Origin of the sequence: Mitsuaria sp. CC2, assembly GCF_048957715.1 — a bacterium.
GTDB lineage: Bacteria > Pseudomonadota > Gammaproteobacteria > Burkholderiales > Burkholderiaceae_C > Roseateles.
The window spans coordinates 1-22,037 of the sequence record NZ_JARVXN010000019.1; the positions used below are offsets into that span (position 1 = coordinate 1).

The following is a 22,037-nucleotide window of genomic DNA, read 5'->3' on the forward strand; positions in this document are numbered from 1 at the left end:
GAGCTGCGTCCCAACACCGTGGTGAGCTTCCTGTCGCAGCGCCGCGAGCTGCTGGACGAGGCCTTCGCCGGTGACATCATCGGCATCCCCAACCACGGCGTGCTGCAGCTCGGCGACACGATCACCGAGGGCGAGGCGCTGCAGTACACCGGCCTGCCCTTCTTCGCGCCGGAAATGTTCCGGTCGGTGGAAGTCGCGGACCCGCTCAAAACCAAGCAGCTGCGCGAGGGCCTGCGCCAGCTCGGTGAGGAGGGCGCGATCCAGGTCTTCCGCCCCGAGGCCGGCAGCGTGCTGCTGCTGGGCGCGGTCGGCCAGCTGCAGTTCGAGGTCGTCGCGCACCGGCTGGAGCACGAGTACGGCGTCAAGGCCCGCGTCATGCCCGCGCGCTACAACGTGGCGCGCTGGGTGACCTGCGACGAGGCCGACGGCGGCGAGAAGGAACTGCGCCGCTTCATCGACCACAACGCGCACCGGGTCGCGTGGGACGCGGTGAACGCGCCGACGGTGCTGCTCGAGTACGCCGGCGAACTCCGCGCGATGCAGGAGAACTGGCCCAAGATCAAGTTCCATGCGCTGCGCGAGCACGCCGGCCTGGTCTTCCAGAAGCAGATGGACGCCTGAGGCGCCCCTCCTGACGGCGGCGGGCCGTGACCTTGTTGGCGTTCTTGCTGGCGTTTTCCGACGACACCGTTGTCGTCCTGTCACCGCCCCTTCCTACACTGCCGCGATGCCCCACGAGATCCTGCCCCTGCCGGAGCGCCGTCTGTGCTGCCTCCTGCTGGCGGCGGGCCTGCTGCCGGGCGCCCTGCCCGCGGCGATGGCCTCGACGGCGCCGCGCCCGCCGGGGCGCGCGGGAGCGGGCGAGCTGGTCGCCTTCACCGAGAACCTGCCGCCGCTGAACCACGCCGAGAACGGCGAGGCACGCGGCTTCAGCACCGAGCTGCTGAATCTGATGGCGGCGGAAGCGGGCCTGCCGCTGCGCGTGCAGGTGCTGCCGTGGCAGCGGTCGGTGCAGGAAGCGGCGCGGCGCGCGGACAGCGTGCTGTTCTCGCTGACACGCACCCCCGAGCGCGAGACCCAGTACCGCTGGGTCGGGCCGATCAGTCCGCGGCGCATCCTCGTCTACCGCCTGAACCACCGCACGGACGTGCGCCCCCAGAGCCTGAAGGAGCTGAAAGGCCTGCGCGTGGGCGTGACGCGCGATTCCGCCGCAGGGCGGCAGTTGATCGCGGACGGCTTGCGGCCCGAGGTGGAGTTGGAACTCGCCACCGATGACGCGACCAACCTGCGCAAGCTGCTGGCCGGCCGCATGGACCTGATCGTGATGCTGGACTGGGCCGCGGCCTGGCATCTGCGCGAGCTGAAGCTGCCCTACGCGACCTTGACCCCGGTACTGCCGATGGACGTCGACAAGTCCTACTGGTACGGCCTGCCGGCGGACAGCGATCCGGCGCTCGCGCGGCGGCTGCAGGCCGCGCTGGACCGCATCAGGCGGGATGGGCGCTACGAGCGGCTGCGGCAGCACTACTTCGATTGAGCGTCGACGTCCCGGGCAGGCAACCCAGGGCCACCAGCGAGCGCTCGACCGCGACATCGAGCGGCGTGTGCGGGACCCCTCCGACGTCGGCCAGTTCGGCGGCCAGGCGCGCTTCCCCCAGGCGCAGCGGCTGGCGCCAGAGGTAGCGCATCTCCGCCAGTTCACGGAACAACGGCACCACCGGCTGCGCCAGGCGCACGGCCCACCAGGGGAAGCGCGTGAGCCGCGCCTGCACGCCGGTGCGTCGCTGCACGACGCGGCGGATCGCCTCCACCATCTGACGACCGTCGGCATCCCAATGGCCGGCGAAGTGGAAACGCGCGAAGGCAGGCAGCGTTCCGCAGCGCTCGATCAGCGCGACCATCGCCGTCGCAACGTCGGGCAGATAGGCCCATTGGTGACCGACGCCGTCCGTGCCGATCTGCTGGATCTTCGCCACCGGCTGGCCAGGCGTCACGAGGCCCTGCGAGAACCAGCTGTTCGCCGCGTCCGGTCCGAAGTAGTCCCCGGCGCGCAGCACGACGGCGCGGAAGTCGCCGCGCTCGGCGCCTGCCTGCAGGCGGCGTTCCATCTCTGCCCGGATCGCGCCCTTGCGGGTCACGGGACGCTGCGGCGAGTCCTCCGCCGGGTGCGGCATCGCGTCAGGCCCGAAGTTGTAGACCGTCCCAGGCAGCACGATGGTCGCGCCCCGCGCCTTGGCCGCGGCGATCGTGTTGTCGAGCATCGGCAGCACCAGCTCGCTCCAGCGGCGGTAACCGGGTGGATTCACGGCATGGACGATCACGCTGCAGCCCTGGGCGGCGCGCTGCACGTCCTCGGCGACGAGCGCGTCGCCGCGCAGCCATTGCAGGCCGTCGCGGTGTTCGGATTCGCTGGCCAGCCCGCGCTTGAGCGCCCGCACCGTCCAGCCCGCATCGCGCAGGGCGCGCGCCACCGCGCCGCCGATGCCGCCGCTTGCACCGAGCACCAGCGCCGTCCGCCGCGCCACCGCCGTCATCGCGGCCAGCACACCGATCGCATCCATCGAAGTCATCGCATCCATCGTCAGCTCCTGCTGGACCGCCGGGGTCCTGTTGAAGGCATGGGATGGATTCTGGAAAGAAGCGGCTTTCCTGGAAATTACCGAGCATGAGCGAGCGGCTATACATTTCTGTATGGCCTCGAAGCGTGCTCCCGAATCTGCGGATAACGCCGCATCCAGTCCGTCGTCGAGTGCGGCCATCGCCTGGGAGTGGTATCGCTCCTTCCTCGGCGTGCTGCGGGAAGGCTCGCTGTCAGGTGCCGCCCGGGCGCTGGACCTGACGCAACCGACGGTCGGCCGGCACGTGGCGGCCCTGGAAGCCCAGGTGGGGCAGTCGCTGTTCGTGCGGACGCCCGCCGGCCTGCTGCCCACGGAGGCAGCACTGGCGCTGCGCCCCTATGCGGAGGCCATGGACAGCACGGCGGCCGCGCTGGAGCGCACCGCGCGCAGCCACGGCGATGGCGTACGCGGCATCGTGCGGGTGACGGCCAGCGAGGTCGTCGGCGTGGAAGTGTTGCCGCCGATGCTCGCTGAATTGCGCGAGCGCCATCCGGCCTTGATCGTCGAGCTGGTGCTGAGCAACCGCGTGCAGGATCTGCTTCGACGCGAGGCCGACATCGCGATCCGCATGACCCCGCCGAAGCAGGAGCAGCTGATCGCGCGACGCATCGGCGTGATCGAGGTCGGTCTGCATGCGCACGAGCGCTACCTGGCGGCGCGCGGAGCGCCGGATTCGGTGAACGCGCTGGTGGCCGACGGCCACACGCTGATCGGCTACGACCAGCCGGCGCCCTACGTCCGCGAACTGGCGCGGCGCTATCCGGTGATGGTGCCGGAGCACTTCGCGCTGCGCACCGACAGCGACCTCGCCCATCTCGCGTTGATCCGCGCGGGCGCGGGACTGGGGCTGTGCCAGGTCGCGCTCGCGCAGCGCGATCCCGCGCTGCGTCGCGTGCTGGAGACTGAGCTCAGCATCCCGCTGGAGACCTGGGTCACGATGCACGAAGACCTGCGGGACAGTCCGCGGTGCCGGGCGGTGTTCGATGCGCTGGTCGCCGGTCTCGAACGTCACGTCGAGGCCAGCGCCCGCTCCCGCTGAATCATCGGCTCACGGCTTGATGCTGTAGTTCGCTGGCACCCAGCGATAGCCCTTGCCGTCCGCGGCGATGTGCCCGAGGCCCGGGAAGGACACATGCGCGATCGCGACCCAGTAGCCGTTCTTCGCCGCATCGGCGTAGGCCTTCCGGCGCTGCGGCATCGCCCGCTTCGAATCGCTGTCGAAGTTGATCGTCACCGACGGATCCGGGAACTGGACCGCCGCGACGTGCATCAGGTCGCCCCACACCGCCAGCTTCTGGCCCTGGCTCTCCACCATGTAGACCGTGTGCCCCGGCGTGTGTCCGTAGGCCGCGTGCGTGCGGATGCCCGGCACGAGTTCGGTCTCGCCGCTGAACGTCTTCAGGCGGCCCGCGTCCTGGTAAGGCTTCAATGCGGCGATGGCGGCGGGGAAGAAGTCCTTGTGCGCCGGATCCTTGGCCGCGTTGTCGGCGTTCAGCCAGAACGCGGCCTCTTGCTGGTCCATGCGGACCACGGCGTTCGGGAACACCGTCTGTCCGTCCTTCGTCAGGCCGGCGGCATGGTCCGGATGCAGATGGGTGATGTAGACCTCGTCGACCTGCTCCGGCTGGTAACCCGCCGCCTTGAGGTTCGCGAGCAGCTTGCCCGTCGTCGGCCCGAACGCGCCGTTGGCGCCCGTGTCGATCAGCACCAGCTTGGTGCCGGTGTTGATCAGGTAGCCGTTGATCGAGGTCTCGACCGGCGGCTTGAGATAGTTCTTGCCGAGCGCCTTCACCACCGTGCCGGGCTTGGCCTTGTCCATCAGCTGGTCGACCGGCAGATCGACCGTGCCGTCGCTCAGCGCGGTGATCTCGAAGTCGCCCAGCATCAGCCGGTAGTAGCCCGGCGCCTGCGTCTTCACCTGCGGCGCGGCGGCCTGCACGCCGGCCGCGGCCAGTGCGATCGCGAGGCCGAGCGCGGCGAATTTTCCGGAACGGATCATGGGAAACCTCCTGTGCATGTCGTGCATGTGTTCGAGCAGGCGCGCAGCATAGCCACGCCGCACGCGGAGCACCCGACCCGATAGGAAGAGGCACCGTTCTCCCGCAGGAGATTCCGGTGACACGCGCTCGTCAAGACGGCGTTGTGGCATGTCCTGGCCCCCACAAAAAAGGCACCCCGTCGGCGGCCTGCGTCAGCCTCGTGAAAGACAGGTGCGGCGTCATGTGGAACCCCCACGCCGCTGCGTCCACAGAGGCCCGAGGGTTAGCCCTTGCGCAATGCTGCGTAAAGGGTTTTACGCTGTCGAGGGTCCCCGCCAGGGACCCTATATTCCTGGCTCCACTACAGAGGCACCGGACCACCGGCGCCCACCCTTGCGCCGATGAGCAACCTCATCCTGGAGACACGCAAATTGACCAAGGAGTTCAAGGGCTTCACCGCCGTGGACTCGGTCGACCTGCAAGTGCAGCGCGGGCATATCCACGCGCTGATCGGCCCCAACGGCGCCGGCAAGACCACCTGCTTCAACCTGCTCACCAAGTTCCTGACGCCGACCCGCGGAGAGATCTTCTTCAACGGTGTCGACATCACCGGCGAGAAGCCCGCGCAGATCGCGCGCCGCGGCGTGATCCGCTCGTTCCAGATCAGCGCCGTGTTCCCGCACCTGACGGTGCTGGAGAACGTCCGCATCGGCCTGCAGCGCTTCACCGGCACGAGCTACCACTTCTGGAAAGGCCTGGGCGGTCTGTCGACGCTTGATGGCCGCGCACTGGAACTCCTGGAACTCGTCGACCTGCGCGACATGGCCGCGCTGCGCGCCGCCGACCTGCCCTACGGCCGCAAGCGCGCGCTGGAGATCGCCACGACGATGGCGATGGAACCCGAACTGATGCTGCTGGACGAGCCGACGCAGGGCATGGGCCACGAGGACGTGGACCGTGTCACCGCGCTGATCAAGCGCGTCGCCGAAGGACGCACCGTGCTGATGGTGGAACACAACATGAAGGTGATCAGCAGCATCGCCGACCGCATCACCGTGCTGGCCCGCGGCGCCGTGCTGGCCGAGGGCGACTACGCCACGGTCTCCCGCCATCCGAAGGTGCTGGAGGCCTACATGGGCTCCGAAGCCACCGAACTCCAGGGAGCCCATTGATGGCTTACGCCCTGGAGATCAAGGGCCTTCAAGCCTGGTACGGCGAGAGCCACATCCTGCACGGCATCGATCTGGCGATCCCGCAGGGTCAGGTGTTGACGCTGCTGGGCCGCAACGGCGCCGGCCGCACGACGACGCTGCGCGCCATCATGGGCCTGACCGACCGCCGCAGCGGATCGATCAAGGTCCACGGCCAGGAGAGCATCACGCTGCCGACGCATCGCATCGCGCGGCTCGGCCTGGGCTACTGCCCGGAGGAGCGCGGCATCTTCGCCTCGCTCAGCACGGAAGAGAACCTGCGCCTGCCGCCGGTGTTCAAGAGCGGCCGCGGCAAGGTCATGTCCGAGGACGAGATCTACGCGATGTTCCCCAACCTCGCCGAGCGCCGCCACAGCCCGGGCACGCGGCTGTCCGGCGGCGAGCAGCAGATGCTGGCCGTGGCCCGCATCCTGCGCACCGGCGCGGACATCCTGCTGCTGGACGAGATCTCCGAGGGCCTGGCCCCGGTCATCGTCCAGGCGCTGGCCCGCATGATCACCGCGCTGAAGGCGCAGGGCTTCACCATCGTGATGGTGGAGCAGAACTTCCGGTTCGCCGCGCCGCTGGCGGATCACTTCGTCGTGATGGAGCACGGCCAGGTGGTCGAATCCTTCAGCGCCGCGCAGCTCGACAGCAAGCGCGCGCTGCTCGACGAGCTGCTGAGCGTGTGACGGACACGCGCCGCCGCACACGATTCCGAGAACCTATCTTTCGATACCGACGAACGACATCCATTTCCGAGCTTCGAGTCTGAAACCCGCATGGGCCCGTTGAGGCCGTTAGAACAAGGAGACAAGCGATGAAGACGACCCTCAAAAGCATTGCCCTGGCCTCGGTGCTGGCCTGCGGCGCCATCGGCGCGCAGGCGCAGATTTCCGGCGACACCATCAAGATCGGCATCATCACCGACATGTCGAGCGTCTACGCCGACATCGACGGCGCCGGAGGCGTCGAGGCGATCCGCATGGCCATCGCCGACGCGAAGGGCATGGCCGCCGGCAAGAAGATCGAGCTGGTCTTCGCCGACCACCAGAACAAGGCCGACGTCGCCGCCTCCAAGGCGCGCGAGTGGTTCGACACGCAAGGCCTGGACCTGCTGATCGGCGGCACCAACTCCGGCACGAGCCTGGCGATGGCCAAGGTCGCGGCGGAGAAGAAGAAGCCCTTCATCTCGATCGGCGCCGGCACCTCGCGCCTGACCAACGAGGAATGCACGCCCTACACCATCCACTACGCCTACGACACGGTGGCCCTGGCCAACGGCACGGGCGCGGCGGTGACCAAGTCGGGCGGCAAGACCTGGTACTTCCTGACGGCGGACTACGCCTTCGGCACTTCGCTGCAGGCCGACACCTCGGCGGTGGTGGCCAAGTCCGGCGGCCAGGTGCTGGGCGCGGTGAAGCATCCGCTGAACGCGAGCGACTTCTCCTCCTTCCTGCTGCAGGCGCAGAGCTCCAAGGCGCAGATCCTGGGCCTGGCCAACGCGGGCGGCGACACCATCAACGCGGTGAAGGCGGCCAACGAGTTCGGCATCACCAAGACGATGAAGCTGGCCGGCCTGCTCATGTTCATCAACGACGTGCACTCGCTGGGCCTGAAGACCACCGAGGGCATGTACCTGACCGACAGCTGGTACTGGAACCAGAGCCCTGAGGCGCGCGCCTGGTCGCGCCGCTTCTTCGAGAAGATGAAGCGCATGCCGTCGTCGCTGCAGGCGGCGGACTACTCGGCGGTGTCGCATTACCTGAAGGCGGTCGAGGCGACCAAGTCCGACGACGGCGACAAGTTGATGGCGCAGATGAAGGCCACGCCGGTCAACGACTTCTACACGAAGGCCACGATCCGCAAGGAGGACGGCCGCGCCGTCCACGACATGTTCCTGCTGCAGGTGAAGACGCCGAAGGAGTCCGCCGAGCCGTGGGACTACTTCAAGGTCGTGACCCGCATCTCGGGCGAGGACGCGTTCACCAAGCTGGCCGATTCGAAGTGCCCGCTGGTCAAGAAGTGAGCTGAGGCCGGAGACACCGCATGACCGATTTCTTTGGCGTCCCGTTGCCGGCGCTGCTCGGCCAGCTCCTGCTGGGGCTGGTGAACGGCTCGTTCTACGCGATGCTGTCGCTGGGGCTTGCGGTGATCTTCGGCATGCTGAACATCATCAACTTCGCCCACGGCGCGCTCTACATGATGGGCGCATTCCTGGCGTGGATGGGGTTGGAGTACTTCGGCATCAACTACTGGGCGATGCTGCTGATCGCGCCGCTGATCGTGGGCGTGTTCGGCCTGGTGATCGAGCGGCTGCTGCTGCAGTGGCTCTACAAGCTGGACCACCTCTACGGCCTGCTGCTGACCTTCGGGCTGACGCTGGTGATCGAGGGGGTGTTCCGCTCCTTCTTCGGCGTCGGCGGGCAGCCGTACGCGGCGCCTGAGGCGCTGTCGGGCGCGACCAACCTGGGCTTCATGATCCTGCCGAACTACCGGGCCTGGGTGGTGGTGGCCTCGCTGGTGGTGTGCCTGGGCGTGTGGGTGCTGATCGAGAAGACCTCGCTGGGCGCCACGCTGCGCGCCGGCACCGAGAACCCGAAGCTGGTGCAGGCCTTCGGCGTCAACGTGCCGCGGCTGGTGACGCTGACCTACGCCGGCGGCGTGGCGCTGGCGGGCTTCGCCGGCGTGCTGGCCGCGCCCATCCTGCAGGTGAATGCGCTGATGGGCTCCAACCTGATCATCGTCGTCTTTGCGGTGGTGGTGATCGGGGGCATGGGCTCCATCCTGGGCTCCATCCTGACCGGCCTCGGGCTGGGCGTCGTCGAGGGCCTGACCAAGGTCTTCTATCCGGAGGCGTCCAACACGGTGGTGTTCGTCGTCATGGCCCTGGTCCTGCTGGTGCGTCCCGCCGGCCTGTTCGGCAAAGAGAAATGAACAAGAAACCGCTGGGCTACGGCGCCCTGTTCATCGCCATCGCGCTGCTGCCCTTCCTGGGCGTGTATCCGATCTTCGCGATGAAGGTGATGTGCTACGCGCTGTTCGCGTGCGCCTTCAACCTGCTGATCGGCTTCACCGGGCTGCTGAGCTTCGGCCATGCGGCCTTCCTCGGCGCCGCGGCCTATGCCGCGGGGCACGCGATGAAGGTCTGGGGCTTCCCGCCGCTGGTGGGCATCGCGTTCGGCACGCTGATGGCGGCGGTTGCGGGGCTGGTGTTCGGGCTGCTGGCGATCCGGCGTTCGGGGATCTACTTCTCGATGATCACGCTGGCGCTGGCGCAGATGCTGTTCTTCTACTTCCTCCAGGCGCCGTTCACCGGCGGCGAGGACGGCCTGCAGTCGGTGCCGCGCGGCAGCCTGCTGGGCATCAACCTGGAGAGCGACAGCGCGCTGTACTACCTGGTGCTGGCGATCTTCATCTTCGGCTTCTGGCTGATCTACCGGACGGTGCACTCGCCCTTCGGACAGGTGCTGACGTCCATCCGCGAGAACGAGGCGCGGGCCACCTCGCTGGGCTACGACGCGGCGCGGTTCAAGCTGATGGCCTTCGTGCTGTCGGCGGCGCTGGCCGGGCTGGCGGGCGCGACCAAGACCCTGGTGCTGGGCTTCGCGACGCTGACCGACGCGATCTGGACGACGTCCGGCCTGGTGATCCTGATGACGCTGGTGGGCGGCATGGGGACGATGGTGGGGCCGATCGTCGGGGCGCTGGTGATCATCGCCCTGGAGAACAAGATCGGCGACCTGGGACAGTGGCTGGCCAGCCTGACCGGCATCCAGTGGTTCGGCGGCCTGGGCGAATCGGTCAGCCTGGTCACCGGGCTGATCTTCATCGTCTGCGTGCTGGCGTTCCGGCGCGGGCTGGTGGGCGAAGCGGGGGCCTTGTGGGAGCGGATCCGGAAGACCTGAACGCTTGACTGTCCGCGACGCGCATGGCCGCGCGCATGGTGACGAACAGGAGCGCACCGGGCATCGTCACGGCGCGACAATGAGCGTCATGACCTCCGCAGCCCCCGCTCCCGCCGCGCCGTCGCGTCTGTCGCTCTACTTGAACCTGATCCGCTGGGACCGCCCGGCGGGCACCTACCTGCTGCTGTGGCCGACACTGGCCGCGCTGTGGATGGCCGCCGACGGCTGGCCGGGCTGGCACCTGCTGCTGGTCTTCACGATCGGCACTTTCCTGATGCGAAGCGCGGGCTGCGCCGTCAACGACGTCGCCGACCGGGACTTCGACAAGCACGTGAAGCGCACCGCGCAGCGGCCGGTGACCTCGGGACTGATCTCCGTGAAGCAGGCGCTCGTGCTCGGCGCCGCGCTGGCGCTGATCGCCTTCGCGCTCGTGCTGACGACCAATCCGCCGACCATCCTGCTGTCGTTCGCCGCCCTGGCGGTGACCATCCTCTACCCGTTCACCAAGCGCTGGGTCTCGATGCCTCAGGCGGTGCTGGGCGTGGCGTTCTCCTTCGGGATCCCGATGGCGTTCTCCGCGGCGCTTGGCGGCCGCGAGTGGAGCCTGCAGGCGATCTCCGCCTCGGTCCCGCTGGCCGCCTGGGGGCTGCTGCTCGCCAACCTGTTCTGGGTGCTGGCCTACGACACCGAGTACGCCATGGTCGACCGCGACGACGACATCCGCATCGGCATCAAGACCTCCGCGCTGACGCTGGGGCGCTTCGACGTCATCGGCGTGATGGCGTTCTACGTCGCGTTCCTCACGCTGTGGGCCACGCTGGGACTGCGGCTGGGCATGGGCCACTGGTTCCTGGCCGGGCTCGGAATCGCGGCGGCACAGGTCGTCTGGCACTACACGCTGATCAAGGACCGCAGCCGGGACGGCTGCTTCAGGGCCTTCCGCGAGAACCACTGGGTCGGCTTCGCGATCTTCGCGGGAACGGTGGCGGATCTGGCCTTGCGTTGAGCCGTCCGGCTCAGGACAGCCACTGCACGATCGCGTCCGGGTGCAGTGGCCAGCCGGCCAGTCCCGCCACGCCCATCAGCACGCCGAAGACCGTCGGCACCATCGCCGCCGCGTACAGCCACCACAGCTGCGTCAACGCGGTCACCGCCAGCATCGCGATCGAGATCGCCAGCAAGGCGTCCGACAGGTCGAACTGGTCGTCCCGGTAGTTGAGCGCGTCGTAGCGCTGCTGGTCGGCTTCCGCCTGCTTGCGGAGTTCGTCCTTCTTGGCGGCCTGGTCCGCGGCGAGCGTCTCGTAGTGCGCGATAGCCTCGCGGTAGCCGTCGGCGGCCGACGCCGGCGCGCCGATGGCCTGCAGCTTCAGTTGCGTCAGCGCGGCCTTGGCGACCTCCTCCCGCGCGTTGCGCGCCTGGTAGAAGGACCAGTGGTCGATCTTGTCCGCCTGCGCCTGCTGCATGCCCTGGCCGATGTTGTCGTCCTTGATCTTGCAGATACCCATGAACGTGGCCAGCAAGGCCACCGTCAGCGCCACCGCCACGTTCAGCCGCGACTGCGGCGGAGAGGCCTCCGCCCGCTCGTTGGCCTGGCGGGCGGTCTCAATCAGTTCGTCGGGGTCGATGTCCATCGGCGGCACGGTGTTCAGGATCGGCCGCGGCAGCATACCCAGCGAAGCTGAGCGGGACCTGTACGTCCGCTTAGCCGATGCTTAGTCGATGCTTAGTCGATGCTTGGCCTGCGCTTGCCCGACGCTCAGAGCCGGTCCACCCGCGCCAGCGCCGCCACCAGATCCGACTGCGTGAGGATGCCGGCCACCGCGCGCACGCGCTCGCGTGCGTCGACGCGCCTCGGTGCCGGGCGGAACGCCTGCAGCCAGAGCCAGAGGCGGAATATCTCCATCACCGTCGCGCCTTCGACTTTCGTCTCAGCGGTCCGGGATCGCGCAGCGCGACCTCGGGCACGAACATCTCCATCACCCGCAGCTGCCGGCCGTGCCGGGTGAAGACCGAGTTGCGCGACCACTGCATCAGTGCCGGCGCCTCGGTCCCGGTGGCCGCGAGCCATTGGCGTTGCATCTGGCGGTGCGTCGCCCCGTGCCGAGTGACACGACGCGGCTGCAGTTCGCTGCGATGGATGCGGGGGTCGTCGTAGAGCAGATGCCCCAGCGGCCGGCTGCCCAGCCCCTTCAGCGCCTTCCACGGACCGGCCACCGCGTGGCCGTGCACCGCCGATCGCGCCCACACCAGGGGCCGTCCGTCGACGCGCAGCAGCACTTCGCGCACGAGCGTCAGACCACGCTTGGGCAGACCGAGCGCGGCGCGCTCCTGCGGCCGGAGAGGCGCGGTCGTCTGACGCAGCACCTGAACCTCATAACGACGGCCGGTCGCGGCCAGCCGCTTGCTCAACGAGCCTGGCGCGCGCAGCCATGCGCGCAGCCCCCAGCGATCAGCGATCCCCATGGATGGATCAAGCGCGGCCGAATTCGTCGCCCAGTTCGCCGGCGCGCCGGTGCGCGGCCTTCACGGCGCGCTCGACCGCCTCGCCGACCCCGTCGGCCTGCAGGCTGGTGATCGCCGCGTGCGTGGTGCCGCCTTTGGAGGTCACCTTCTCACGCAGGGTCGTCGGCGAGTCCTCGGACTGCAGCGCCAGCGCCGCGGCGCCCCCGCAGGTGGCCAGCGCGAGTTCGCGGGCCTTGGCCTCGTCCAGGCCCAGCGCGCGCGCGGCGGCGACCATGTGCTCGACGAGGAAGAAGAAGTAGGCCGGCCCAGAGCCCGACAGCGCGGTGACCGTGTCGAGGTCGCCCTCGCTGTCGACCCACACCGAGCGGCCGGTCGGCCGAAGGAGTTGCTCGACCAGCACACGGTCGTCGGCCGTGACGGCGGCGCTCGCATGGAGGCCGGTGATGCCCTGCCCGATCAGCGCCGGCGTGTTGGGCATGCCGCGCACGACGCGCGGCGCGCCGGTGGCGCGTGCGATCGCATCGCTGCGCAGGCCCGCCATCACCGACAGCTGCAGCGCGCCGGCGACATGCGGCGCCACCGGACCGGCAGCTTCCTGGAAGAGCTGCGGCTTCACCGCCCAGACGACGGCGCGCGCGCGCGACAGCGAAGCGTCCGCCGCGGCGAGCGGCCGGATCCCAAAGTCCGCGGCGAGGCGCTCGCGCTGCGCCTCGAAAGGCTCGACCACCAGCAGGTCCTCGGCCGGGAAACCGGCCCGGCGCAGGCCGCCGACGATGGCGCTGGCCATGTTGCCCCCGCCGATGAATGCGATGCAGGAATTCATGGGGCGGCAGTTTAGTCCCGCCCCGTGGGCGGGACCGGTCCCGCGCGGGCGTTCAGCGCGCTCTCAACATCGACGCGCAGAGCTCGCCGAGCGTCGCGATCGCGCGCCGTTGCGCGTCATCCATCGGATTGCCGGCGTTGATGCGGATGAAGTTGTCGAAGCGCTCGGAGTTCGAGTACATCAACCCCGGCCCGAGCCGGATGCCCTTCTCCAGCGCGGCGTCGAACAGCGCGAGCGAGGACAGCCCCTCGGGCAGCTCGACCCACAGGCTCGGCCCGCCCGGCGGCAGGCTGAGCCGCGTGCCCGCCGGCAGTTCGTCGGAGAGCGCCGCCACCATCTGCTCGCGCTGCGTCGCGAGCTTCGCCCGGAGCGCGCGCAGGTGGCGATCGATCTGTCCGCCGGCCAGGAACTCCGCCAGGATGGCCTGGCCGAGCATCTCGTTGGGCCGGCTCTGCGCATACTTGAGGATCTCCACGCGCGACTGCCAGCGCCCCGCCGAGATCCAGCCCACGCGCATGCCGGGCGCCAGCGTCTTGTGCATCGACGAGCAGAAGATCACCCGCCCCGTCGTGTCCCAGGACTTGATGGCGCGCTGCGGCGTCTCGCACAGCAGCGCGTAGGTGTCGTCCTCGATGAGCGCCAGGTCGCGGGCCTCGCAGACTGCCAGCAGCGCCTGCTTCGCCTCATCCGGCATCACCGCGCCGAGCGGGTTCTGCAGGTTGGGCACGACCACCACCGCCTTGAGGCGCGGCTCGCGCGCCGCCGCCGCCTCGAAGGCCTCGACGGACAGGCCCGTGTGCGGACTGGTCGGGATCTCCAGCGCGCGCAGGCCCAGGCTCTCGAGCAGTTGCAGCAGCCCGTAGTACGTCGGCGACTCGACCGCCACCGCGTCGCCCGGCGTCGTCACCGCGCGCAGCGCGATGCCGAGTGCTTCGGTGCAGCCGTGGGTGATGACGAGCTGCGACGGCTCGAGCTGGATCTGCGCGTTCAACGCCAGGCGCGACAGACCTTGGCGCAGCGCGAGCAGTCCTTGCGGATCGGGTTGGGTGCCGAGGATCTCCGGCCGGCGACGCAACAGCCGCTGACCATGCAGCGCCAGCGCGCGCGTGGGATACAGCGAGGCATGCGCGCAGGCTCCGGACAGGTTGACCTCGGGCTTCGCGGCGATGCCGCGGGTGAGGATCTCCGAAATGCGCTCGTGCACGCCGACGAAACGCGCCGGATCGGCCTGCGTCTCGCGAGGCTCGGCCGCTCGTGCGAGACGATTCGGTCGCGGCGGTCGCACGAAGTAGCCAGCGCGCTGACGGGCTTGAAGCAGCCCCTGGCTTTCGAGCAGCCGGCAGGCCTGCAGCGCGGTGCTCAGGCTCACGCGATGCAGGCCCATGAGCGTGCGGACCGATGGCATCCGGCTGCCCGGCGGCATCGTGCCGGCCGCGATGGCCTGGCGGTAATGCGCGGCGACCTGTGCGTACAAGGGATCCGAAGCGTCCATGCCGGCAATTCTGCGCTCCCGTGCGCGCGCGACACCGGAACAGCCGGCGCGCAGTCGATACGGAACAGACGTCCCGCCATCGCTGTTACGCAGAACAAAACGCGCCGCTGTGCCTGTCGGGCCGCGTCGTCGATAGGAACACTGGAGGTCCCTTCCAACGAGGCGCCTCCGGGCGAAGCCGTCATGTTCCTCGCCGCCGTCCTGAGATCGCTGCCCATCCCCTGGCCGTGGCAGGCCGTGCCAGCGGACGCGACCCCAGCGCAGGGCGTCGCGCCGACGCAGGTCGCGCCCGCCATGGCCGCGCTCACCGGCGTACGGCAACCTTCGCCGGCGCCGCGGGAACTCCGGCTGGCCGCGGGCCAGTCGCTGATGCTGAAGCTCGCACGAGGCACCGTGATGCACGTGCAGGCCGGCGTCCTCGATGTCGAGGATGCACCCGCGCTGTGGGCGGACCAGTGCTGGCCCCGGGCGCGCCGCTTCAGGAGCGGCGACGTCTGGGTCGTGCCGCGTACCGGCTGGTGGCGGCTCGAAGGCCGGGTCTCGCGCGACCCGGCCTGCCGGATCAGTGCACGCCCGCCAGCAGCGCGGCGTTCCCGCCTGCGGCCGCCGTATTGATCGTCAGCGTCTGCTCCGCGACCAGGCGGTAGAGCTGGCGCGCGTCGGCCAGCTCCACCATGGGCACGACCGGCAGGATCGCGCCGTCGCGGCCCGCCAGTTCGCGCTGCACCGGCACCTGCAACGACGCCGGTGCGATCACGCCCGCCAGGCGCGTCGCGCGGAGCACCGCGCCGAGCTGGTCTGCCGGCAGCAGCTGCATCGCCGCCGCCGTCACGCCGCCGCGCATCAGCGCCGTGCGCAGTTCCTGCGCCACGTCGCCGCCGCCCACGATCGCGACCGCGTTGCCCGCCACCAGCGCCGCACCCAGCGCCCGCGCCAGCTCCTCGGGCGACGCCCCCTGCGCCAGCACCGCGATCACGCCACGGCCGTGCAGGCGCAGCTCGTTGCTTTCGCCGGTCGGACCGGGCAGCTTCACGTCGACCAGCGTGCGCCGCGCGCCGGCGGCCAGCGTGCGCCAGGCCCCGGCCACCATCGGCCCCTGGCCGGCGGCGGAGCGCTCCAGCGCCGTCGCGCGCTCGTCAACGGGCCGTTCGGCCCAGGCTTCATGCGCGGTGAACAGCGGCGACAGGTCGGCGCCCGCGCCGGTCGTCGACAGCGCCGGCGCCTCGGCCGGCGCTTCCACCTTCGGCTGCGCGACGAAGCGCAGCAGGTAGTGCGGGCCGCCCGCCTTCGGGCCGGTGCCGGACATGCCTTCGCCGCCGAACGGCTGCACGCCGACCACCGCGCCGATGATGTTGCGGTTCACGTAGACGTTGCCGATGCGCGCCTCCGAGGCCAGCCGCAGCGCGCGGCTGTCGATGCGGGTCTGGATGCCCAGCGTCAAGCCGTAGCCCAACGCATTGATCTCGCGTACGACGCCGTCGACGTCGCCGTTCCAGCGCACCACGTGCAGCACCGGGCCGAAGATCTCCTTCTTCAGCGAGGCGATGGTCGGCAGCTCGACCGCCACCGGCGCCAGCAGGCGCGGGCAGCCGTCGGCCGGCACGGCCTCGGCGATCAGCGTGGCCTCGCGCTTGAGGCGCTGGACGTCCTTGGACACGCCCTCGAAGGCCTCGTCGTCGATCAGCGGACCCACGTCGGTCGCGAGGTCCGCCGTGTCGCCGACGCGCAGTTCCTTCACCGCGCCGCGCAGCATCTCGATGACGCCGTCGGCGACCGCCTCGTGCACCGCCAGCAGACGCAGCGCCGAGCAACGCTGACCCGCGCTGCGGAAGGCCGATTGGACGACCGCATCGATGACCTGCTCCGGCAGCGCCGTCGAGTCCACGATCATCGCGTTCAGGCCGCCGGTCTCGGCGATCAGCGGCAGCGCCGCGGCGCCGGGCTTGCCCGCCAGCTGGCGGTTGATGATCTGGGCCACCTGGGTGGAGCCGGTGAAGCACACGCCCGCGGTCTGCGGCGCGGCCACCAGGCGCGCGCCGACGGTCTCGCCGCGGCCGTGCACCAGTTGCACCGCGTCGACCGGAACGCCGGCCGCATGCAGCAGCGCGACGCACTCGCGCGCGACGACGGGGGTCTGCTCCGCGGGCTTCGCAGCGACGGCGTTGCCGGCGGCCAGCGCCGCCACCACCTGGCCGGCGAAGATCGCCAGCGGGAAGTTCCAGGGCGAGATGCAGACGAACACGCCGCGCCCGTTCAGCGCGACACCGTCGGCGGCCAGCCGCTCGGCTTCATCGGCGTAATAGCGCAGGAAGTCGATGGCTTCGCGCACTTCGCTGATCGCGTCGCCCAGGCTCTTGTAGGCCTCCTTGACCAGCAGCGCGCAGTACTGCGGCAGTTGCGCCTGCAGCGCGTCGGCGGCGCGGCGCAGGACGGCGGCGCGCTCGGCGACCGGCGTCGCGTTCCAGCCGGCGAAGCCGCCTTGCAGGCGCGTCATCACGGCGTCAACCTCTTCCGGCGTTGCTTCGACCATGGCCGGCACCGTGCCGGCGGCCAGCGCGTCCAGCAAGACCTGGCGCTGCTCCGGCACGGCGAGGTCCAGGCCCGACGAGTTGTCGCGGCCGCGGCCCGACGCATCGCGGTACAGGGCGATCGGCAGCGGCAGTGAAGCCTCCTCACGGATCTCCGTCATCGGCGAAGCGAGCAGCTCTTCCGGCGCGACGGTCGGATCCGCCAGCTGGTGCACGAACGACGAGTTGGCGCCGTTCTCCAGCAGACGCCGGACCAGGTAGGCGAGCAGGTCACGGTGCTCGCCGACCGGGGCGTAGACGCGGCAGGGGATGCTGCCGTCCTTCAGCACTTCGCGATAGACGCCCTCGCCCATGCCGTGCAGACGCTGCATCTCGAACTTGGCGCCCAGCGCGCGCGCCATCTGCAGGATGGCGGCGACCGTGCCGGCGTTGTGGGTCGCGAACTGCGGGTAGATGACGTCGTGGTGCCGCAGCAGCGCCTGCGCGCAGGCCAGGTAGGAGACGTCGGTGTGCGGCTTGTGCGTGTAGACCGGATAGAACGGCAGGCCCTGCTCCTGGGCGCGCTTGATCTCGCCGTCCCAGTAGGCGCCCTTCACGAGGCGCACCATGAATTTGAGCCCGTGCTTGCGCGCAATCGCGGCGACCGCCTCGACGACGTCGCGGGCGCGCGTCTGGTAGGCCTGCACCGCGAGCCCGAAACCGCGCCACTGCGGGAAGTGCATCGCGATACGCGCCGCCAGCGTGTCCAGCAGCTCCAGCGAGAGCTCGAGCCGGTCGACTTCCTCGGCGTCTATCGTCAGGTTGATGTTGGCCTGCGCGGCCTTCTCGACGAGCTGCCACACGCGCGGCAGCAATTCGGCGTAGACGCGCTCGCGCTGCAGGACCTCGTAGCGGGAGAACAGCGCCGACAGCTTGATCGAGATGCCGTCGCTGCCTTCCGGCGATTCGGCCTTGCGGCCGGCAGCGATGGCGGCGATCGCGTTCAGATAGGAGGCCTGGTAGCGCTCGGCATCGCGCTCGGTGCGGGCGCCCTCGCCCAGCATGTCGTAGGAGAAGCGCAATTGAGCCTGCACCTTGCGGGCGGTGTCGGCCTCCTTCATCGCTTCCTGGATGTTGCGCCCGAGGACGAACTGTCGACCCAGCAGCTGGATCGCTCGCACCGTGGCGGCGACCACCGTCTGCGCGCCCAGGCGCTTCATCAGGCCCGAGTCGGCCTCGGCGTCGGGCAGGAATTTCTTGGACAACGAGATCGCGCTCGCCGCCAGACCGGCCAGCATCTTGTGCGGCCCGTCCGAGGCGCCGTCGAAGTCGGCCCGGCCGAGCTGGTCCGCGGTCAGCGCGATGGCGGTCTCGGCGTCGGGCACGCGCAGCAGCGCTTCCGCCAGGCGCATCAGCGCCAGGCCCTCGGCACTGGTGATCGGGTACTCGCGCAGCAGCGATTCCATCGCCCAGAACGGCGCCGGATTCCCGCGCACCTGGTGCACCCACGGGCGCGCCTGATCGACCACCGCCTGCCAGTTCAGCGCCTGCATCTCGGCGGCCAGCGCGCGCACCAGCGGGAGCTCCTCGCGGTACGGGTCCGGCAGACGGGAGGTTTCCGGCGGGAGGGGGAAGGCGGTCATAAAATCCTCGGATGTTCGTGCGAGGGGCGCTCCCCTAGCGAATAGCGGGAGTTTAGGAAGTTACGCTCCGAATTACTCACCAATGTTTCTGACCTTCGCCGGATGGAATCCAGCATGAGCAGCCTCGAAGACCTGGACAAGATCGATCGCCGCATCCTGGGCCTGCTGCAGCAGGACGGCCGCATCAGCAACCTCAAGCTCGCCGAGGAGGTGCAGATGTCCGCCACGGCCGTGCTGGAGCGCGTGCGCCGCCTCACCCGGGACGGTTTCATCCTCGGCTACGAGGCGCGTCTGAACCCGGCCAAGCTGGGGGCCCAGATGCTGGTGTTCATCGAGATCCTGCTCGACCGCACGGTGCACGACGTCATGGACAACTTCCGCGCCGCGGTCCAGGCCCGGCCGGAGATCCTGGAATGCCACCTGGTGGCGGGCGGCTTCGACTATCTGCTCAAGACCCGGGTGTCCGACATGGCCGCCTACCGCGAGTTCATCGGCGCGGTGATCTGGACGCTGCCCGGCGTGCGCGAGACGCGCACCTATGCGGTGATGGAAGAAGTGAAGAACACGACCGCGCTGCCGCTTTGATTCCCACAGACCGCCGCCGGTTGCAAGCGGATTCAAGGGGGAGATGCCCTCCCCCTTCAGCCCCTCCATCTGCGGGCTGACGGACGGGCCGCGACAGGATCACCATGGAGTGCCTCTCCCGTGATCCTGAGGTCTCCGAGATGAAGTACCGGTCCTCCCTGACCCCATCCCAGCTCCCGCGCGCCACGTCCAGGCCGTACCCGGGCGGCAGCGGGCCTGACAGCGAGCTGCCCAGCCACTACGGCGACAGCCATTTCAGCCATGGCGACAGCCGCTTCTCCGACAGCGGCAGCACCTTCGGCGACTCCGACTTCGGTGCCGCGCCGGCACCGCGACGATCCCTCGCGGGCCCGGTGGAAAGCTGGCACGACTCCAGTTTCATCCTGCGCCGCGGACTCGAAGTGCGCGAAGTCAGCGCCAAGGAATGGCGCGTGTGGGCAGACCCCAGTGCGGATTCGTGATCGAACGCCGGGGGCGCCGTGGCGCCATCAGGCCAGTTGCAGACGCTTGGGCGCGCGGCGCAGCGGCTCGGGCGGCGGCGTGACGACGAAGTCCTCCGGCGGCATCGGGCGGCCGTAATACCAGCCCTGCGCCCAGTCGCAGCCTTCGCGGCGCAACCACTCCGCCTGCTCGATCGTCTCGACGCCTTCCGCGAGCACGTCCAGGTTCAGGCTCCGCGCCAGCACGATCACCGTGCGGGCGATCGCGGCGACGTTGGCGTCGCTGCTGAGCTCGTTGACGAAGCTGCGATCGATCTTCAGCGTGCTCACCGGCATGCGCTTCAGGTAGGCCAAAGATGAATAGCCGGTCCCGAAGTCGTCGATCGCGATCCGCACGCCACGGTTGGAGATGCGGGTCAGCAGGCTGATGGCCTGTTCGGCGTCCTCCAGCAGCAGGCTTTCGGTCACCTCGAGCTCCAGCGCGCTCGGCGGGCAGCCGGTCTCGCCGAGGATGAAATCCAGCGTCTCGATGAAGTCCGGCTGTCGCAGCTGGCGGGCAGACACGTTGACCGCGATCTGCTGCGGCTTGCCCTCCTGGCCTTGCCAGCGCGCCACCTGCGCGCAGGCCTGCTCCAGCACCCAGCGTCCGATCGGGATGATCAGCCCGGTTTCCTCGGCCAGCGGGATGAAGTCCGCCGGCGAGATCGGGCCGCGTGTCGGATGACGCCAGCGCAGCAGCGCCTCCGCGCCGATCAAGGCGCCGTCGCTCAAGCGCACCTGCGGTTGGTATTCGAGTCGGAACTGCGCCGCCTCGTTGGCCTGCCGCAACGCATGGGTCAGCTCGAAACGCTGCTGCACCGCTTGCGTCAGCTCCGGCCGGTAGGCCTGCACCGAACCGCGCGCGTGCAGCTTGGCGCGCACCATCGCGACCTCGGCGTTGCGCAGCAGTTCGTCGACCTGCGTGCCGTCCGCCGGGAACAGCGCCAGACCGATGCTGGCGCCGACGTTGAAGCGGTGATGGTCGATGAGGATGGGCTCGTCCATCGCCTGGATCAGACGGTCGCCGAGCCGCATCGCGGTTTCCTCGTCCACCAGGCCCGACAGCACCACCACGAATTCATCGGCGCCGACGCGGGCCACCGAGTCGCTCAGCCGCGTCACGTTGGCGAAGCGCGCCGCCGCCGTCAGCAGCACCTGGTCGCCCGCGGCATGGCCGGCGATGTCGTTGACGTCGCGGAAGCCGTCCAGGTCGATGTACAGCACGGCCACGCAGGTGTGCTCCCGCTGCGCGTTGCCGACCTGGCGCGCGATGCGGTCGCGCAGGAGCGCCGCGTTGGGCAGGCCGGTCAGGCTGTCGTGCAGGGACTGGTGCAGCAGCTCCGCCTCGGTCTGCTTGATGCGGGAGATGTCGGTCAGCACGCTGAGGTACTGCACCTGCTCCGGATCGCCCGACGGCGCCGGCACCTTCACGAAGGTCGCCCACATCGGGATCGAGTCGCCGTTCTTGTGGCGCTCGGTCACCTCGCCGCTCCACTTGCCGCGGGTCTCGATGTCGGCCCACAGGGCGCGGAGCTTTTCCGGGTCCTGTTCGGCGTCGCGCAGCAGCAGCGGGCGCTTGCCCAGCAAGGTCTGCCGGTCATGGCCGACCATCGCGACCAGCGCCGGATTGACGTCGACGATGCGCAGCTCGTGGTCGATGACCATGATGCCTTCGCCGCAGTGCTCGTACACGGTGGCGGCGCGGCGGGCGGCGTCGGTGGCCTGCTGCAGCTGGGTCACGTCACGGGCGATGGCCACCTGGCCCAGGTACTGGTCGTCGTCGAACACGCGGGCGCTGGACACGTCCAGGCAACGCGCGCCGCCGCCGGCGTCGCTGCCGTCATCGCGCCAGGTCAGGAGGCGACCGTCGGACTGCGTGTCGACCCAGCCCGGCGGGTTGGGCAGGTCGGCGTCGCGGCGACCGATCAGCTCCTGCTCGGTGAGGCCGACAGCGCGCTCGAAGGCCGGATTGCAGCCCTCATAGGCGCCGTTGGCGTCCTTGAAATACATCGGATCGGGGATCGCGTTCAGCAGCGCGCTGAGGCGGGCGCGTTCGTGGCGCACGCGCTTGAGTTCCTCCCGCCGGCGGTGCAGGCGGCCGCGCTGCTGCAGGAAGAGGCTGACCATCACGCCCAGCGTCAGCCCGCCGATCACGCAGCCGGCGCCCAGCCAGAACACGGTGGAGCCCGAATCGATCCAGGCCGGCAGTTGCGCGACCATCGCCCGCGCCGCAGACGGCACCGCGGCGGGGACGGACGCGGACGCACCCGCCCACGCCGGCGTGCTCAGGCACGCAGGCAGCAGCGCGGACACGACAAGGCGCCCCCAACGACGGTTCAGGCGAAGACGC

Annotated in this window: 20 protein-coding genes and 1 pseudogene; 12 read left to right on the forward strand and 9 right to left on the reverse strand. The window is 69.7% G+C overall.

The features are described from left to right. Both prfC and PV762_RS14145 read left to right on the forward strand, forming a co-directional pair. Positions 1-621, forward strand: a pseudogene (gene prfC, locus PV762_RS14140) (peptide chain release factor 3); the annotation flags it as partial. Positions 622-727: 106 nt separating this feature from the next. Then, on the forward strand, positions 728-1,537 hold the full coding sequence (locus tag PV762_RS14145; RefSeq protein ID WP_421035657.1) for a substrate-binding periplasmic protein: 810 nt from the start codon (positions 728-730) through the stop codon (positions 1,535-1,537). On the opposite strand, the gene PV762_RS14150 is transcribed toward PV762_RS14145, so the two are convergent. Further along, complete coding sequence (locus PV762_RS14150; protein ID WP_421035849.1) at positions 1,488-2,570, reverse strand: NAD-dependent epimerase/dehydratase family protein; 1,083 nt, start codon at positions 2,568-2,570, stop codon at positions 1,488-1,490. The two genes, PV762_RS14145 and PV762_RS14150, sit on opposite strands and share 50 nt — an antisense overlap. Before the next feature lie 121 nt (positions 2,571-2,691). On the opposite strand from PV762_RS14150, the gene PV762_RS14155 reads away from it, so the two are divergent. Continuing rightward, the gene (locus PV762_RS14155) at positions 2,692-3,657 is read left to right on the forward strand and encodes a LysR family transcriptional regulator (RefSeq protein ID WP_421035658.1); all 966 of its coding nucleotides are present in this window, start codon (positions 2,692-2,694) and stop codon (positions 3,655-3,657) included. Positions 3,658-3,666: 9 nt separating this feature from the next. Here the strand turns inward: PV762_RS14155 and PV762_RS14160 are convergent, their stop codons facing one another. After that, the gene (locus tag PV762_RS14160; RefSeq protein ID WP_421035659.1) at positions 3,667-4,617 is read right to left on the reverse strand and encodes an MBL fold metallo-hydrolase; all 951 of its coding nucleotides are present in this window, start codon (positions 4,615-4,617) and stop codon (positions 3,667-3,669) included. A gap of 381 nt (positions 4,618-4,998) precedes the next feature. On the opposite strand from PV762_RS14160, the gene PV762_RS14165 reads away from it, so the two are divergent. The 6 genes from PV762_RS14165 to ubiA all read left to right on the forward strand — a co-directional run bounded on the left by PV762_RS14165 (position 4,999) and on the right by ubiA (position 10,701). Next, positions 4,999-5,769, forward strand: a complete 771-nt coding sequence (locus PV762_RS14165; RefSeq protein ID WP_421035660.1) for an ABC transporter ATP-binding protein — start codon at positions 4,999-5,001, stop codon at positions 5,767-5,769. Then, complete coding sequence (locus tag PV762_RS14170; protein ID WP_421035661.1) at positions 5,769-6,479, forward strand: ABC transporter ATP-binding protein; 711 nt, start codon at positions 5,769-5,771, stop codon at positions 6,477-6,479. The genes PV762_RS14165 and PV762_RS14170 overlap by 1 nt, the downstream gene beginning before the upstream one ends. Before the next feature lie 128 nt (positions 6,480-6,607). After that, a complete protein-coding gene (locus PV762_RS14175) occupies positions 6,608-7,816 on the forward strand; it encodes an ABC transporter substrate-binding protein (protein ID WP_421035662.1) in 1,209 nt (402 codons plus the stop codon). A 20-nt stretch (positions 7,817-7,836) separates the two neighbouring features. Then, positions 7,837-8,724, forward strand: coding sequence for a branched-chain amino acid ABC transporter permease (locus PV762_RS14180; RefSeq protein ID WP_421035663.1), 888 nt, complete (start codon positions 7,837-7,839; stop codon positions 8,722-8,724). Continuing rightward, complete coding sequence (locus PV762_RS14185; RefSeq protein WP_421035664.1) at positions 8,721-9,695, forward strand: branched-chain amino acid ABC transporter permease; 975 nt, start codon at positions 8,721-8,723, stop codon at positions 9,693-9,695. Before PV762_RS14180 ends, PV762_RS14185 begins: the two co-directional genes overlap by 4 nt. An 88-nt stretch (positions 9,696-9,783) precedes the next feature. After that, complete coding sequence (gene ubiA, locus PV762_RS14190; RefSeq protein WP_421035665.1) at positions 9,784-10,701, forward strand: 4-hydroxybenzoate octaprenyltransferase; 918 nt, start codon at positions 9,784-9,786, stop codon at positions 10,699-10,701. A 10-nt stretch (positions 10,702-10,711) separates the two neighbouring features. Here the strand turns inward: ubiA and PV762_RS14195 are convergent, their stop codons facing one another. The 5 genes from PV762_RS14195 to PV762_RS14215 form a co-directional block, all read right to left on the reverse strand. Next, on the reverse strand, positions 10,712-11,362 hold the full coding sequence (locus tag PV762_RS14195; RefSeq protein WP_421035666.1) for a DUF4337 domain-containing protein: 651 nt from the start codon (positions 11,360-11,362) through the stop codon (positions 10,712-10,714). 89 nt (positions 11,363-11,451) lie between these two features. Then, entirely contained in the window at positions 11,452-11,598 is a 147-nt protein-coding gene (locus tag PV762_RS14200) for a hypothetical protein (RefSeq protein ID WP_421035667.1), read from the reverse strand. Further along, complete coding sequence (locus tag PV762_RS14205) at positions 11,598-12,158, reverse strand: chorismate--pyruvate lyase family protein (RefSeq protein WP_421035668.1); 561 nt, start codon at positions 12,156-12,158, stop codon at positions 11,598-11,600. Before PV762_RS14205 ends, PV762_RS14200 begins: the two co-directional genes overlap by 1 nt. A 7-nt stretch (positions 12,159-12,165) precedes the next feature. Then, positions 12,166-12,981 (reverse strand): pyrroline-5-carboxylate reductase, encoded by an 816-nt coding sequence (gene proC / locus PV762_RS14210; RefSeq protein ID WP_421035669.1) that lies wholly within the window; start codon positions 12,979-12,981, stop codon positions 12,166-12,168. A 52-nt stretch (positions 12,982-13,033) separates the two neighbouring features. Next, positions 13,034-14,473 (reverse strand): PLP-dependent aminotransferase family protein, encoded by a 1,440-nt coding sequence (locus PV762_RS14215; protein WP_421035670.1) that lies wholly within the window; start codon positions 14,471-14,473, stop codon positions 13,034-13,036. A gap of 183 nt (positions 14,474-14,656) precedes the next feature. Here PV762_RS14215 and PV762_RS14220 point away from each other — a divergent pair, with 183 nt between their 5' ends. Further along, positions 14,657-15,088 carry a hypothetical protein gene (locus tag PV762_RS14220; protein ID WP_421035671.1) on the forward strand — a complete coding sequence of 144 codons (432 nt, stop codon included), beginning with the start codon at positions 14,657-14,659 and terminating at the stop codon, positions 15,086-15,088. Here PV762_RS14220 and PV762_RS14225 read toward each other — a convergent pair. Further along, entirely contained in the window at positions 15,036-18,623 is a 3,588-nt protein-coding gene (locus tag PV762_RS14225) for an L-glutamate gamma-semialdehyde dehydrogenase (protein WP_421035672.1), read from the reverse strand. The two genes, PV762_RS14220 and PV762_RS14225, sit on opposite strands and share 53 nt — an antisense overlap. A gap of 114 nt (positions 18,624-18,737) precedes the next feature. Here PV762_RS14225 and PV762_RS14230 point away from each other — a divergent pair, with 114 nt between their 5' ends. Together PV762_RS14230 and PV762_RS14235 are read left to right on the forward strand one after the other, a co-directional pair. Then, positions 18,738-19,208 carry an Lrp/AsnC ligand binding domain-containing protein gene (locus PV762_RS14230; RefSeq protein ID WP_088387328.1) on the forward strand — a complete coding sequence of 157 codons (471 nt, stop codon included), beginning with the start codon at positions 18,738-18,740 and terminating at the stop codon, positions 19,206-19,208. 104 nt (positions 19,209-19,312) lie between these two features. Next, positions 19,313-19,669, forward strand: coding sequence for a hypothetical protein (locus PV762_RS14235; protein WP_421035673.1), 357 nt, complete (start codon positions 19,313-19,315; stop codon positions 19,667-19,669). A gap of 27 nt (positions 19,670-19,696) precedes the next feature. Here PV762_RS14235 and PV762_RS14240 read toward each other — a convergent pair whose 3' ends face one another. After that, positions 19,697-22,000, reverse strand: coding sequence for an EAL domain-containing protein (locus PV762_RS14240; RefSeq protein ID WP_421035674.1), 2,304 nt, complete (start codon positions 21,998-22,000; stop codon positions 19,697-19,699). Positions 22,001-22,037: the final 37 nt, after the last annotated feature.